The organism is Enterobacter sp. Acro-832, from assembly GCF_011752745.1.
GTDB lineage: Bacteria > Pseudomonadota > Gammaproteobacteria > Enterobacterales > Enterobacteriaceae > Enterobacter > Enterobacter quasiroggenkampii.
On sequence record NZ_VWWX01000003.1, the window covers coordinates 346201 to 360797 of the forward strand.

The window sequence follows — 14597 nt, forward strand, 5'->3', positions numbered from 1 at the left end:
ATTTACCACGCAGGTGTATGATAAACGCTCCTCTGTCAGGTTAATTACAACGTGCAGACGACGACAACCTATAAAAATTGCCGCCTGCCTGTTTTAGGTTGGATACATGCGTAAAGGAACGTTAAGCAGTGATGCGCCATTCGGGACATTGTTAGGCTATGCGCCCGGTGGCGTGGCGATTTACTCTTCAAATTACGGCAGTCTGGACCCGCGCAACTACCCGGAAGATGCGGATTTTCGCAGCTACATCGGCAACGAATACATGGGCCACAAGTGGCAGTGCGTTGAGTTTGCCCGCCGTTTCCTGTTTCTCAACTATGGCTTCGTGTTTACCGACGTCGGTATGGCGTGGGAAATTTTCTCTCTGCGCTTTTTGCGTCAGGTGGTGAACGATAACATTCTGCCCCTTCAGGCTTTTGCCAACGGCTCAAAACGCGCGCCGCGCGCCGGAGCGCTGCTGATCTGGCAAAAGGGCGGCGAGTTTCATGAGACCGGCCACGTGGCGGTGATCACCCAGCTTCTGGACGATAAGGTGCGAATTGCGGAGCAGAACGTCATCCACTCTCCGCTGCCGCTCGGGCAGCAGTGGACGCGCGAACTGCGCCTGAGCGTGGAGAATGGGCGTTATACCCTCCATGACACCTTCAACGACACGGAAATTCTCGGCTGGATGATCCAGACCGACGATACGGAACACAGCATTCCCCAGCCGGAAATCGACGGCGAACTGCTGAAAATCAGCGGCGCGCGGCTGAAAAATAGGCGTCAGTTCGACGGAAAATGGCTCAACGAAAATGACGCGCTGCAGCAGGCGTATATTCGCGCCAACGGTCACGTGATCAACAAAGATCCCTGCCAGTACTTCACCATTACCGAAAGCGCGGAACAGGAGCTGATCAAAGCCACCAACGAGCTGCACCTGATGTATCTGCACGCCACGGACAAGGTGCTGAGAGACGACAGCCTGCTGGCGCTTTTCGACATCCCGAAAATCCTCTGGCCGCGCCTGCGCCTCTCCTGGCAGTGGCGTCGTCACCATATGATCACCGGTCGTATGGATTTCTGCATGGATGAGCGCGGCATCAAGGTCTACGAGTACAACGCCGACTCCGCCTCCTGCCATACCGAGGGTGGGCTGATTCTCGAAGAGTGGGTGAAAAACGGCTTTCGCGGCAACGGGCATAACCCGGCGGAAGGGCTGCTGGAAGAGCTGACCGGCGCCTGGAAGCACAGCCACGCGCGGCCGTTTGTCCACATCATGCAGGACAATGATGTCGAAGAGGACTATCACGCGCTCTTTATTCAGCGTTCGCTGATGCAGGCCGGGTTCGAGACCAAAATCCTCCACGGGCTGGGGGCGCTCAGCTGGGATGCCGCCGGACAGCTGATTGACGACGAAGGTCGCCACGTCAACTGCGTGTGGAAAACCTGGGCGTGGGAGACGGCGATAGAGCAGATCCGCGAGGTCAGCGAAACCGAATATGCCGCCGTGCCGATCCGCACTGGACACCCTGAAGGCGAAGTGCGCCTGATTGACGTCCTGCTGCGCCCGGAGGTGCTGGTCTTTGAACCGCTGTGGACCGTCATTCCCGGCAACAAGGCGATTCTTCCGGTGCTGTGGCAACTGTTCCCGAATCACCGTTACCTGCTCGACACCGATTTTGAGGTCAACGATCTGCTGAAGCAGACCGGATACGCCGTCAAGCCGATTGCCGGGCGCTGCGGCAGCAATATCGACCTGATCAGCGCCCAGGACGAACTGCTGGATAAATCCAGCGGCAAGTTTGTCGACCGTAAAAACATCTACCAGCAGCTGTGGTGCCTGCCAAACGTCGACGGAAAGTACATTCAGGTCTGTACCTTTACCGTGGGCGGTAACTACGGTGGGACCTGCCTGCGTGGAGATGACTCGCTGGTGGTGAAGAAAGAGAGCGATATTGAGCCGCTAATCGTGGTTAAAGATAAGTAGCTTTTACCCGCAATAAAAAAGCCCCCGCAGGACATCCTGCGGGGGCTTTTTGTTACTGTTCTTCCTCTTCCTGCCCGTTGATCTTCAGATCGATGATGCGGCCAATCTGGTCATGATAGACCGTCAGCAGGTTGTACTGGCTCATCTCGGAGATGATCTGCGGTGAAACATTAAAGCTGCGGGCCAGCTCCTCCTGGTGAAAATAGCCCGGCTGACGCCGCCTCACGTGGGCCCGACGGCGATTGTACTGATACCACAAAATCAGCAGCCAGCCGTTGAGCGCGGCAAACAGCAGGTAGAGCAACACCGTATTAAAAGACGCAATAATGACGCCCCAGCGGTGGTCGCTCTCATCGGTGACCTGCATCCAGAGCCGGGCATACAGGAAAAACAGAAAGCCTCCCCACGCCACCAGCGTTAACGCGGCATCGAAAAGACGTGGCAGCAGCCGATGTTCGGTCAGAATTAAGGTATTTTCGTTCATTAAATGCGTCCTTTTCCCCGGTCCGGACTGATCCAGCGCGCGCGGGCGCGCTGGCGTTTAAGCATGACTTTTGGAAATGCGACAAGGGTGGTGAACAGGCCGATCATCCAGTACACCATCGGAAACCAGATCACCCAGAAAAGCGAGCTGGCCACCTTCCGTTCATAGCGCCGTTCGATGTACAAACTGACGAGGAACTGCAGGAGGCACATCACGCCCAGCAGCAGCCCGGTAAACTCTGGTGGAAAAAGGCTCTCCACGGTCAGTCTGGCAGGAACAGGAGCGATATGGCTGAGAATAAATAACAGCACCGTCATCGCGTAGGCGAAGGCCCACAGCGTTGACAGGGCATACTCAAGAAACAGGGGCCACATGCGGTGATGCTCCCAGCGCACAATCCTGCGAAGGTTGACCAGAAACACCTCCGCGCCGCCCTGGGCCCAGCGCAGACGCTGTTTCCACAGGCCCTTGAGCGTCTCCGGCATCAGGATCCAGCACAGCGCCCGCGGCTCGAAAAAAATATCCCAGTGGCGCAGCTGCAGCTTCCAACTGATGTCGATGTCTTCGGTGATCATGTCCGGGCTCCAGTACCCGACGTCCGCCAGCGCCTGTCGGCGAAAGGCGGCGATGACGCCCGAGACGGTAAAGACCCGGCCATAGATCCGCTGCGTCCGCTTGATGAGCCCGATAATCGATGAGAACTCGCCCACCTGAATGCGGCCGATCAGCGTGGAGCGCGTGCGAATACGCGGATTCCCGGTGACCGCCCCGACGTGGGGATACTGAATCAGCGGCGCCACCAGATACGCTGCCGTATCGCGATCGAGAAGGGCATCACCGTCAATGCAGACCAGCAGATCGCCCCGGGCCGCCGCTGCCCCGGCTTTGAGCGCCAGCGCTTTTCCCTGGTTTTCCGCGAGGTTAATCACCCGCAGGCGTGGCTGCTCCTGCGCCAGCGCCTGCAGCACCTGCGCGGTGTTGTCAGACGAGCCGTCGTTGATGGCGATAACCTCGATATTTTCATACCGCTGATCCAGCGCGGCGCTAATCGTCTCCCGGGCATTTCGTTCCTCGTTGAAGCAGGGGATCAGAATGGAGATGAGCGGCTCACCGGCGAGCGTCGGGGCGGGCGTCTCTTTATCCCACGACCAGTGGCGTTCAAGCTGAAACCAGAAATAGAGCCCGCCGGTTATCCAGAGCACGGACATGAACAGCGGCCAGAAGAACACAAAATCCAGAATCAGCTCGCCGGTAAAGAGGGCGGCCACGCCTAACGGCAACCCGAATACCAGACATAAAATGGAAAAGGCGATAATGCGATCAGTCATTGTCAGGGTACCAGTACGAAGAAAATACAGGCCTGATGCGTGAGATATCAGGTTGGTTGTTGATGAAATCATCGGGGTAGTAACCGTAGTTTTTGACGCCGTTCAGCTGGAGCACGCGCATCCACTGTGCCAGCTGGCTGTCGGAAACGGCGCGCTGCGGTTTCCGATCCCAGTCCCTGGCCTGCAGTTCAAAAATGGTTTTATCGAGCGCGCCGGGACGCGTGGCGACCGCTTTCACCAGACGCGCCAGCCAGGCATCACTTTCGTCTGCCGGGACGGACTCCATCAGCGGCATGGCCATCGGCACCGTCCAGTCATACTCCGCCAGAAAATCGTCAAGATTCTGCGCGAACCACGCTTCGCTTTCGGGCTGCAGAATGGGTAAGGCGAACATATTGCGGGCGGTTTTTATCTGCGGGCCGCGGATGTGCTTCACCGCCAGGCTCAGGGCGTGGGTAAACCCAATCAGCAGCTGGCTTTTCTGACGCGTGGTGTTCTGAGCGGCGTCCTGCCCGCCATCGTCCACGTCGGTCAGCACCGCATCGTCATGGAACAAGATCCCGTTGAAGCTGGCATAGCGGGCCAGATCTTCATAGATGTCCGTCACCTGCTGGCGCACCTGCGGGTTCCTCGGAGAAAGCCGGATATAGGGCTCGGTGGCATCGCTTAACCGGCCGGTCTGACGATCCCGACGCTGCACGCGCGGCAGGGCAGGATCGAGATCGAACGAGAGCACCGGCATCCACGCGAAGACTTTCACGCCCGCGCGGGTTTGCAGCTGCCAGGAGACAAAATTAAACAGATCGGCCCGGACCGGCAGCTGGCGGTTGGGAAAATAGAGCGCCTTGATCCTGCCGTCGCCCTGCGGGTCGGCAAACGCCTGCAGGAAAACATGGCTGATTTTCATGTCGTAGACCCGCTGGATCAGCCTGTTGATATTTTGGGTCTGCTGGGCCGGATCGGGATCGTAAACGTAGTCGAGATCGACGTGCATGACGCGCACGGGTTCGCGCTCCTGAACCTGGCTGACCGTACTGGCAAATGCCTTAAGCGAGGGATTGCCGGCGATCAGCAGACGGGGGATATTGCCCAGCTCCTGCACGTTCCCCAGCCCGTCCTCAAGGGTAAAGGCCAGCTGATAACCCTGCTGTCTGGCGATGGCAAGCGACGTGCCGTTGGCCGCACCATAGGGCCAGACCCAGGCGCGCGGCGCCTTGCCCGTTACCTGCGTGATTTTGTCTGTCACTTTGCGAACGTCATCGCCGATCCGCTGGCTGAACTGCCGATCGGTTTCATAGCGGCCCGTCGCTTTATCATAAAAGCGGTTGGCGATGGCCGGTTCGCGGCTGCCCTGCGGGTTAGCCGGGATGCCGTAATGCGAGGCCCAGGTGTGCGATCCGATCTCAATCAGCGGAGACCGGCTGAGCTCGCGCACCATGTCCCACGTCGCGAAGCGATCGCGGGGCGTCATCAGGCCGCCGAAGTTAACTTTTTGATTTTCCGGCGTATCCACCCAGCTGCCCACCGGCGCCCACAGCGCAGGAACGTTCCACGCCTGAAGCAGTGGCCAGACGCGGGTGTAAAAGCTGCTGTAGCCATCGTCAAAGCTGAGCAGAACGGCTTTGGGCGGCAGCGTTTTTTTTCCGTCATGGGCATCGAGAATGTCCTGCACGCTGATGACGTGATACCCGTTGTGCAGCAGCCAGCTTATCTGCTCGTTTAGCGCGCTGGTGCGCACGGAGAGGTAGCGCTGATCGGCGGCATCGTCTTCGACGTCGTGGTAGGCCAGCACCAGAAACTGGTTCTGCGGCCAGGGTTTGCTCGCCTCCAGCTGCTGCCGATCTTTGGGCGCAATAAACGAAAATGCCTGCGCGCAGACGCTCGCGCTGAGGCAGAGCCAGCCGATGAGTATCAGGCTTGCGGAAAAACGTGTGTTCATTATCATCATCCTTAAAAGCGTAAAGTCGCATCAAACGTGACGGAGAGGTTGCTCTCGCGTTTGCCGTCGTAAGGGCGCTTGTCCCAGTTCAGCATCACGCCGGTATCCATGACGTTGTTCCACTGAACGCGTTGTCCGTAACCCAGCAGGGCGATGGCGCCAGCGGACTGATTTTTCTGCCAGTAGCGGCCGCCTCCCGCCACGAACTGCTGGCTCCAGAGGGTGTCGTAATGGCGGAGCATCTCATGGTCAACGGCCAGGGCGGCCGTCACGGAGAGATCCCGCGCCGGGTTGTAATAGAGGGTGTCCCGCAGGCTGTTTTTGCTGGCAGCGATCCCCGGTTCGAGATCCAGCGTCAGGGACGGGGTCTGCCAGAGACGCTCCTTACCCGTGAGGGTGTATTCCTGTCGGCGGTTATGGTCCGAGAAGCGGCTGAGGGCGGCGTTGAACTGATATTCGCGACGCTCGTTTTGATACCAGCGCACGCCACCTTCTCCCCGGTTGGCGCTGATCCCGTTGCGTAACGCCCGCAGGGGCGTGGTGCGCGACAGGCGCTCAAGGCTGCCGCTGACCTGCCAGTTGTCGGTGACAAAGTACGTTGTTGAGAGGCGAGCGCCCGGCTTGTTCGCCCCGTGATAGCGGTTGCTGGAGAGCTCGGCTTCGAGCTGGAGATCGCGTGGCCGCCATTCGATACCGCCCAACAGGTGGCGGCTGGTGCCTTTGCCTTCATCGAAATTACCCTCTGCATAGCGGGTGCCGGCAAACAGCCGCCAGTTATCCGCTACGGGCGGGCCATAGAGCGTGGCGTCCCAGTTGAGGTCGTGTGTCCCGCTGACGGGGTTATCGGAGTGCAAACCCTTGCTCGCGTTGAGGCGCAGCTCGGACATATGGTGGACGGTGCGGAGCCTGTCCAGACGCCTGGCACTGCGATCGCGCGGCGCGCGGGCAATGACGTCGTCAGCCAGTAAATCCATCTGCCGCCACTCCTGCAGATCCATGGCGACGTAAGCCTGCTGCTGCTCAAGCTCCAGATTCGAGGGCTCCAGCGCCTCCGCCATTTTCAGCGTTTGCTCGGCCGCGCGCGGCAGGCCTCGCGCCAGAAGCAGCGTGGCGTAGTCAATCTGCAATCCCTGATTGCCCGGCGCCGTTGTCGCCAGACGTCGCGCAAGCTTTTCGGCTTCCGGCAGGGCATTCGTCGCCAGCAAATAGTTAAAACGGAGCGACTGACCGGTAAGCCATCGATCGTTCGGCTGAGGAGTAGGGGAGCCGAAATCGTAACGGGTCCAGGGAACGTTGCGGGTCTGGCGCTCTGCATACCGGCGGGCGGACGGATACTGTCCCGTATCCAGCCAGGCGTAGAAAAGCGCGTGCTCTTCGTCCTGCGGGTCAGATGCGTATTGCGGATAGCGTTGCAGAAGCGCGAAGGCGGCGGCAGCGTTTTTCTCCTGCAGATATGCGGAGATCACCCAGCCGATTGCCCAGCCCGGCAACGGATGCCGGGCTGCCGTCAGATCCTGATATTCGCTGATGACCCGCGGGTAATCGGCATGAGCGTAGAGCGCGCCGAGCCGGTCGATACGCGCAAGGACGATGTCTTCCGCCGCCTGTGGCTCGCCTTGCCAGCGAGACAGCAGCACGTCGTAACGATTCAGCGCAGATTGCGCAAGCTGCAGGCGCTCTTTTTCTGTTCTGCCTGGCACATCTGCAAGGCGCACGCTTTCGGCTGCGGCATTCAGCTCAAGGCGACGACGCTCCGCGGGGGACAGCGCCACCTTTTGTGAAAGCAGGAGCGCGGGGGTATTGACCCGGTTATCCGTTAGCGCGTCGATCAGCTCGCGAAGAAGCGCGTGATTTTCTGGCGCGATATCCAGTGCGCGCGTGTCGGCTAAAAGCCGATCCCAGCTTTTTCCCTGGCGTTGCCAGACGTACGCCAGCGTCTGGAGATGCGCCTGCGAGGGATCCTCCGCCACCAGCTGTCGGGCTTCCTGCAGGGCAACTGTATCTTTACGGGCATCGGCCAGGGTTTTGATATAGCCGATACGATAATCGTCGTTATCCGGCGCAAGGCTGCGCGCTTCTTTCCAGAGCGCCAGAGCGGGCTGCCACGCTTTTTGATTTCGCCTGGCCTGTGCGACAGCCGCAACGCCGCGGGCGGGCAGCGGCATATAAATGCTGTAGCGCTGCCAGACCTGAATAACCTCGTCATCATGGCCTGCCCAGGCCGCCACCTGTAACCAGTCCGCAACGTGTTCAGGCGTCAGGGCATGCTGCTGCTGATAACGCTGAAGATAATCGAGAAACGACGTGTAATTACCGTTACGCGCCTGTTGAATCTGTTGCTCATAAACGGATTCCGTAGCCTGAACCAGAACAGGAAAGAGTAATAACAGAAACAATAATGTTGGGGTGCGATAAAAGAATAATGTACTGAAGCTAAGTGATCTTTCCATATCTATTTGCCATTTGTTTTTCATGAATCCATTGCATAACACGGCCGCCTTTAAGCTCAGCGTAAAAGGCCATAAATGAGAACATTTAATCTGAATGCAGTGATGTTACGGGGTACTTACTTAAAGGTAATTATGGATCCTCATCTCAGTAGACTGGATGGGAGGTAATGTACACCTGATATGTTGCCGGATAAATATGCTGAAAAGCGGCTGCGTAGTTTTGAGATAATTCTGTAATGAGCAGTTTTTTGTGTTTATTTTGAATTGAGTGATTAATTGTAATGCATTGAAATATAATGGTTTTATTTTTATTATGACAGTTTTGTATATATTTTTAATGACGCGTATCTGCCTCAATTAAAGTACTTTCTGGTGCATGTTTGGGAAGTTTCATGACAAAAATTCTTAATGTTTAGAGAAGTGACTTTTCTGCGATTGTTTTTTATTTATAATTAATGGCAGCCATTGAATGATAGTCTACAGGAAGTCTTACTCATCAATGTGTGTATTGAGGGATGTCCAAAGCCAGAATACATTTATCGTTAATATAACAGCGCTATAAAACGAAGGCGGTCTTCTTTTCGCAGGATCGTTCTTGCTTTAATCTAAAAGGGATGGTTAGTGGCAACTTCAATAGTGTTAGTGACTCAGGATCGCTACCTTGTCAGGGGCATGCGGATATTTTTTCCGGATATTATCCTGCTCGATTCGATTGACAGAAACATATTTGATAACGGTGCAGATGAATATTCTGTATTGATTGATAGTCGTTGTCCGCTCCGTTTATATGATTACCTGATACGCCATCCGGCCAGAACGAGAAAAACGATCTGCTGCGTTATGCTTGATATGCGCCACCGCGAGGAGAATCTGCTCAGTATGAAGCTGTTTATGAATACGTCGCTGACGGCGCCGGATATGGCCTCGCTGTTTAACCTGGTGCTCAATATGAAGGGCCGTCGCCTGACCACGAAGTGGCTGCTGAATTTACGGCTGAGCACGCATGAAACGATCATGTTGCGGTTGCTGAGAGCAGGGATGTCAATGGAGGAGATTGCAGGCGAGCTGAATACGTCGGTGAAAAGCCTCTATCGCAAACGGACGGCGCTCTCGGAACGGCTAGGGGCGGAGAACTTTAATGAGGCGTGTTTGTTTATCTTCAAAAACAAACTGCTGGGCACTGGTGGGAACGATCCCTAGGTTGGGGAGAGAACAAAAGCATAATTGCGGGCGGTATTCTGAGGTTTGAGAACGCTGGATGAGGACAACTTCCTGGCCTTGGGTTTGGATTTACTCTGGCTCAAAACGACACAAGGACGTTGTCATGGACACGATTGAAGAGTCTGGTCACCGCCACTGTAAGATATCTTCAACTATTTGATATAAATATAAATTTGACAAATATCGTCAGGTAGCGATTTATCCGTCAAATTCAGTTAAACTTCGTCACATGTTTCAGTGAGTTATGGGACGGTTAGTAGAATGACCAGCGAAGAAGCACTTTTAAAATCAGGTTTTAGTAAACGAGATCTTCAAAAGCTTAAAAACAATATCGAGAATTACGGTGGTTCGTTTGATAGCGTAACTCATGATCTGGCCAATCGTTTTAAGGCAATGAAGTGGATAACTATTATTGCCTTTATCATACTGGCTTTAACTCTTTTACTTGCATCCAGGGATACAAGTCTGACACTTGCGCTCACGTTATTGATTGTACTACCTTTTATCTGGTATATAACGCCAGCAAAACTTGGCTACAAATCCTGGCGTTACCGTAAAATGCTGACTAATTCTGAGACGGGTCGCTGACGGACAACAGATCAAAAATAATCTTAGCTTTCACGCCGTAACCCGCTATTTTCAATGTAAGCTGCGGGCGGCTCAATGTGCTCACCTTTCGGTAATAGTCTGTGGGTAGATAACGAAACAGTCGCCAGGTACCAGGTCGCCGTAACAAGCCAAAAATGGTATACGCATTAGCGGCCAGTGAGATTGATTTGTAGACACCTAAACCATTCTCACGACTAAAGCCCATAAACTCAGCTGTAGACATCGCGGCATTCGCGACCAGCCCTTCACTGGTAGTGTTGTTCGTTGCGTAGCGAGCCACTTCTTTACTGATGCTGTTTGCCCCGTCAGTAACCAGAATCGCACCAGCAAGAACTCCGAGAGGGGTCATCGTGCCAATCAGTGTAAATCCTGCGGCTATTTCAGCACCGGCCAGGACAACACTAACTGCCGAGATAACATACCCAACAATTTTGTTATTCTCTCGGATGAACTCGACTTTCGCGTAAAGCTTCGCTGCCTTCGTTCGTAATAAACGAGCTTGTTCCAGGAGGTTATAGTTTTCTTCTCTAAGTATTTTAACGCAGTCCATGCATTCTTTATCTGATTTAGCCTGACGAGCTAGCGTAAACTGTTGTTCTATGAGGTCCCGAATTTCCTGAATGAACTTCATTCGAGTCAGACCATCGCTGAGATGAAAAGCCGACAGAGTGTTGGCTGTATTTACCAGTTTCCTGGCTTCCATATTCACCATCGTTTCCGCCCAGGCTTTATTTCTTCCACCTGATTGCATCATGTTAAGCAATGCTGCATCCATTGTAATTCCTCTCAATTGCTTTACCGGCGTCTGTTTAGACTGATAAAAGGCTCCCTCTGACAGCCATGCGTGCCAACGCATGCACAATATAGTAGCAATGTGGTTACGGGGTCAGAAGCAGAAGTCGCTTTTTGCAGCTACACATCTCGGCCTACTAGACGGCTTTCACCGGGCATCACCGGAAGTATCAGGCCAGATTTTTGCTGAATGGCATCAATGAGAAGCCCGTTCTGGCTTGAGTGGCCGCTGTAGTAGGGAAAGGGCAACACCAGCAGAAAGCCAGCCGTTTTTGTCGGGAATTTCACCATCAATCAGGCCGGATGTGCAGCACGACTGGACGTTTTCGGAAGCCCTGAGCAATCCGGTATGTGTCCACTGTATAGTAGGTGCCGTTTCGGTCTTTGGTAGGCTTTATCATAATGCCCATTTTGTACCACCGGGAAGCGGGGCCGGAGGAAAGATAAGAGGGGTAACTACTGATAAACCAACAAGTTGTTGACTCAGAAAGCAAAAACCCGCCACGAGGGCGGGTTCTTTAAATAGTGGTGCCCGGACTCGGAATCGAACCAAGGACACGGGGATTTTCAATCCCCTGCTCTACCGACTGAGCTATCCGGGCAACGGGGCGCATTAAACCCGATCTGCCCGGTGGCGTCAACGAAAAATGTTGTTTTCGTTACAGACTGCGCAATCTCTCACCATTTCGCCGCATCCTTAAGCGAAAAAGTGTGTCCAGAGCGCGGAGAGCGGCATAGCTAGTAGCAGTGCGGGCAGCATGTTCACCACGGCAAACATCTTGATCCCACAGATGCGCAGCCCGGTAGCCAGCAGCAGCAGGCCGCCGACGGCGGTAAAGTCTGCCATCATCGCCGGCGTAGTGAGCGGGAGAATTAACGTGGCGCAGGTAGCCAGTGCCAGCTGGATCAGCAGCATCGGGACGCAAATCGCCGCCACGGCAATGCCGAGCGTGGTGGCAAAAATAGTGGCGGTGAAGAAATCAAGAAACGCTTTTGCAATCAAAATGCTCGGGTCGCCCGTCATCCCTTCCTGCATCGAACCGAAAATCCCGGTGCCGCTGGCGCAAAACAGAATAATGATGGCGACATAGTTCTGAATAAACGTCTCGTGCGTGCCGTGTTTCGCCTTGCCCGGTCGGGCTATCAGGTTTTTGGCTTTGCTCACCGCGCTGTTAATGCCTTTTTCCAGATAGCAAAATTCGCCAATCAGCGCGCCGAGCAGGGTGGCCAACACCATCACCGGCAGGTTGGCGCATTTGACCACCAACAGAATACCGATCCCTAACGATGCCAGGCCGAATATTGAGGGCATGGAGGTGCGAATACGCTCCGGCAGCCGCTGGCTTAGCACTGCGCCGAGTACGCCGCCCAGCAATACGGCTCCTGCGTTGATAAATGGCCCGATAACCACGCTTAACTCCTGTTATTTAATCATTGATATTGCATTATTATGGCACGTCAGCGCTGCGCGGGCCTTAGCTTTGGGTGGTTTCGTGCATACTGATTCCTTCTTGCACCTCAAAATAAAAGGTGACATTATTGCGCGAATTTTCTCCTCCCTGTCTCACCGTTCGGTGAGGGTAATTGCGCTTATGAAAACCATGAAAATCGCCGTCAGCCGCGAGCTGCTCTCAACTGTGTCTACGCACCGCGAAAAGGTGACGCTGGACAGCACGGATTTCACCGATGTGGCAGCCGTCGTCATGACGACGACAGAGAGTCGCAGCGGCATCCTTGCATTGCTGAAACGCACGGGCTTTCATTTACCGGTGTTTATTTTCTCGCAGGAGCCAACGGAGGTGCCCGATGGCGCCACCGCGGTCATCTCGGGTAAAGCTCAGGAGTTTCTGGAGCTGGAAACTGCTGCCAGCCGTTACGAAGAGAACCTGCTGCCGCCCTTTTTCGACACCCTGAGTCAGTATGTGGAGATGGGCAACAGCACTTTCGCCTGTCCGGGCCACCAGCACGGCGCCTTTTTCAAAAAACACCCGGCAGGGCGGCAGTTCTATGATTTCTTCGGTGAGAACGTATTTCGCGCCGACATGTGCAATGCCGACGTGAAGCTGGGCGATCTGCTGATCCACGAAGGGTCCGCCAAGCATGCGCAAAAATTCGCGGCTAAAGTGTTCAACGCGGATAAAACCTACTTCGTGCTGAACGGGACGTCGGCGGCCAACAAGGTGGTAACTAACGCGCTGCTCACCCGCGGCGATCTGGTGCTGTTTGACCGCAACAACCATAAATCTAACCACCACGGAGCGCTGATCCAGGCGGGTGCCACGCCGGTTTACCTTGAGGCCGCGCGTAACCCGTTTGGCTTTATTGGCGGGATTGACGACCACTGCTTTGATGACGCGTATCTGCGGGATCTGATCCGCGAGACGGCGCCGGAGAAGGCCGACGAGGCGCGTCCGTTCCGCCTGGCGATCATTCAGCTAGGCACCTACGACGGGACGATCTACAACGCCCGTCAGGTGATCGACAAGATCGGCCATCTGTGCGACTACATCCTCTTTGACTCCGCCTGGGTGGGCTACGAGCAGTTTATTCCGATGATGGCGGAAACATCCCCGCTGTTACTGGAGCTGAACGAGAACGATCCGGGGATTTTCGTGACCCAGTCGGTGCACAAACAGCAGGCCGGATTCTCGCAAACCTCGCAGATCCATAAAAAGGATAATCACATTCGTGGTCAGGCGCGTTTCTGCCCGCACAAGCGGCTGAACAATGCCTTTATGCTGCATGCCTCCACCAGCCCGTTTTACCCGCTATTTGCGGCACTGGATGTCAACGCGAAAATACATGAAGGGGAGAGCGGACGCAGGCTGTGGGCGGAGTGCGTCGAGCTGGGCATTGAGGCGCGCAAGGCGATCATTGCCAACTGCCATATGATCAAACCGTTTATCCCACCGGTGGTGGCGGGGCGGCCGTGGCAGGATCATCCGACGCACGCCATTGCCAGCGAGCTGCGCTTCTTCAGCTTCGAGCCGGGGGCCAAATGGCACGGGTTTGAGGGCTATGCAAGCGAGCAGTACTTTGTCGACCCGTGCAAGCTGCTGCTGACCACGCCGGGCATCGATGCCGAGACGGGGGAGTACACCGATTTCGGGATCCCGGCAACGATTCTGGCGCACTACCTGCGTGAAAACGGCATCGTGCCGGAAAAATGCGACCTTAACTCGATTCTGTTCCTGCTGACGCCTGCCGAAAGCAGCGAGAAGCTGGCGCAGCTGGTGGCGATGCTGGGGCAGTTTGAACAGCATATTGAAGACGATACGCCGCTGGCGGACGTGCTGCCGACGATCTTCCAGAAATACCCGGTGCGCTACCGGGATTATACCCTTCGCCAGCTGTGCCAGGAGATGCACGATCTCTACGTCAGCTTTGACGTGAAGGATTTGCAGAAGGCGATGTTCCGCAAGGAGAGCCTGCCTGAGGTGGTGATGAACCCGCAGGATGCCAACCAGGCATATATTCGCGGAGACGTGGAGCTGGTTCGCATACGGGATGCCGAAGGGCGAATTGCGGCCGAAGGGGCGCTGCCGTATCCGCCGGGCGTACTGTGCGTGGTCCCGGGTGAAGTCTGGGGCGGGGCGGTACAGCGTTACTTCCTGGCGCTGGAGGAGGGCATCAACCTGCTGCCGGGCTTCTCGCCGGAACTGCAGGGCGTTTACAGCGAGAAGGATGCCGACGGGATTAAGCGGCTATATGGATATGTGTTGAAGTAGACTCTCCCCCGAACGTAGGCCGGGTAAGCGTCAGCGTCACCCGGCGACTTGCCCGGTGGCGCAAGCTTACCGGGCCT

The 14597-nt window shown here is 55.5% G+C and carries 10 protein-coding genes and 1 tRNA gene; 4 read left to right on the plus strand and 7 right to left on the minus strand.

The genetic code is table 11. The features are described from left to right. Positions 1-106 precede the first annotated feature (106 nt). Complete coding sequence (gene gss, locus F3J31_RS13085) at positions 107-1969, plus strand: bifunctional glutathionylspermidine amidase/synthase (RefSeq protein WP_167213533.1); 1863 nt, start codon at positions 107-109, stop codon at positions 1967-1969. A gap of 52 nt (positions 1970-2021) precedes the next feature. Here the strand turns inward: gss and pgaD are convergent, their stop codons facing one another. The 4 genes from pgaD to pgaA are packed head-to-tail and all read right to left on the minus strand — an operon-like array spanning position 2022 to position 8170. Further along, positions 2022-2453 carry a poly-beta-1,6-N-acetyl-D-glucosamine biosynthesis protein PgaD gene (gene pgaD / locus F3J31_RS13090; RefSeq protein WP_048029043.1) on the minus strand — a complete coding sequence of 144 codons (432 nt, stop codon included), beginning with the start codon at positions 2451-2453 and terminating at the stop codon, positions 2022-2024. After that, complete coding sequence (pgaC, locus tag F3J31_RS13095; RefSeq protein ID WP_048224868.1) at positions 2453-3781, minus strand: poly-beta-1,6-N-acetyl-D-glucosamine synthase; 1329 nt, start codon at positions 3779-3781, stop codon at positions 2453-2455. Before pgaC ends, pgaD begins: the two co-directional genes overlap by 1 nt. Next, the gene (gene pgaB / locus F3J31_RS13100; RefSeq protein ID WP_167213537.1) at positions 3774-5729 is read right to left on the minus strand and encodes a poly-beta-1,6-N-acetyl-D-glucosamine N-deacetylase PgaB; all 1956 of its coding nucleotides are present in this window, start codon (positions 5727-5729) and stop codon (positions 3774-3776) included. The genes pgaC and pgaB overlap by 8 nt, the downstream gene beginning before the upstream one ends. Positions 5730-5731: 2 nt before the next feature. Further along, positions 5732-8170, minus strand: a complete 2439-nt coding sequence (gene pgaA / locus F3J31_RS13105; protein ID WP_167213540.1) for a poly-beta-1,6 N-acetyl-D-glucosamine export porin PgaA — start codon at positions 8168-8170, stop codon at positions 5732-5734. Positions 8171-8842: 672 nt separating this feature from the next. On the opposite strand from pgaA, the gene F3J31_RS13110 reads away from it, so the two are divergent. Continuing rightward, positions 8843-9370 (plus strand): LuxR C-terminal-related transcriptional regulator, encoded by a 528-nt coding sequence (locus F3J31_RS13110; protein WP_045909946.1) that lies wholly within the window; start codon positions 8843-8845, stop codon positions 9368-9370. A 282-nt stretch (positions 9371-9652) separates the two neighbouring features. Further along, positions 9653-9979, plus strand: a complete 327-nt coding sequence (locus tag F3J31_RS13115) for a hypothetical protein (protein ID WP_039265473.1) — start codon at positions 9653-9655, stop codon at positions 9977-9979. On the opposite strand, the gene F3J31_RS13120 is transcribed toward F3J31_RS13115, so the two are convergent. From F3J31_RS13120 to F3J31_RS13130, 3 genes are all read right to left on the minus strand, one after another. After that, positions 9957-10775 (minus strand): DUF4225 domain-containing protein, encoded by an 819-nt coding sequence (locus F3J31_RS13120; RefSeq protein ID WP_167213543.1) that lies wholly within the window; start codon positions 10773-10775, stop codon positions 9957-9959. The genes F3J31_RS13115 and F3J31_RS13120 overlap by 23 nt on opposite strands. A 543-nt stretch (positions 10776-11318) precedes the next feature. Next, positions 11319-11394 (minus strand) — tRNA-Phe (locus F3J31_RS13125). Between the two features lie 95 nt (positions 11395-11489). Next, positions 11490-12203 carry a DUF554 domain-containing protein gene (locus F3J31_RS13130; protein WP_032653359.1) on the minus strand — a complete coding sequence of 238 codons (714 nt, stop codon included), beginning with the start codon at positions 12201-12203 and terminating at the stop codon, positions 11490-11492. A gap of 181 nt (positions 12204-12384) precedes the next feature. Here F3J31_RS13130 and F3J31_RS13135 point away from each other — a divergent pair, with 181 nt between their 5' ends. After that, a complete protein-coding gene (locus F3J31_RS13135; protein WP_167213547.1) occupies positions 12385-14520 on the plus strand; it encodes an ornithine decarboxylase in 2136 nt (711 codons plus the stop codon). The last annotated feature ends 77 nt before the right edge of the window (positions 14521-14597 follow it).

Excerpts from the sequence above, each read along its gene's own strand:
- gss (WP_167213533.1), top strand. The coding sequence starts at position 107 with ATGCGTAAAGGAACGTTAAGCAGTGATGCGCCATTCGGGACATTGTTA.
- pgaD (WP_048029043.1), bottom strand. The coding sequence starts at position 2,453 with ATGAACGAAAATACCTTAATTCTGACCGAACATCGGCTGCTGCCACGT.
- pgaC (WP_048224868.1), bottom strand. The coding sequence starts at position 3,781 with ATGACTGATCGCATTATCGCCTTTTCCATTTTATGTCTGGTATTCGGG.
- pgaB (WP_167213537.1), bottom strand. The coding sequence starts at position 5,729 with ATGATGATAATGAACACACGTTTTTCCGCAAGCCTGATACTCATCGGC.
- pgaA (WP_167213540.1), bottom strand. The coding sequence starts at position 8,170 with ATGGAAAGATCACTTAGCTTCAGTACATTATTCTTTTATCGCACCCCA.
- F3J31_RS13110 (WP_045909946.1), top strand. The coding sequence starts at position 8,843 with ATGCGGATATTTTTTCCGGATATTATCCTGCTCGATTCGATTGACAGA.
- F3J31_RS13115 (WP_039265473.1), top strand. The coding sequence starts at position 9,653 with ATGACCAGCGAAGAAGCACTTTTAAAATCAGGTTTTAGTAAACGAGAT.
- F3J31_RS13120 (WP_167213543.1), bottom strand. The coding sequence starts at position 10,775 with ATGGATGCAGCATTGCTTAACATGATGCAATCAGGTGGAAGAAATAAA.
- F3J31_RS13135 (WP_167213547.1), top strand. The coding sequence starts at position 12,385 with ATGAAAACCATGAAAATCGCCGTCAGCCGCGAGCTGCTCTCAACTGTG.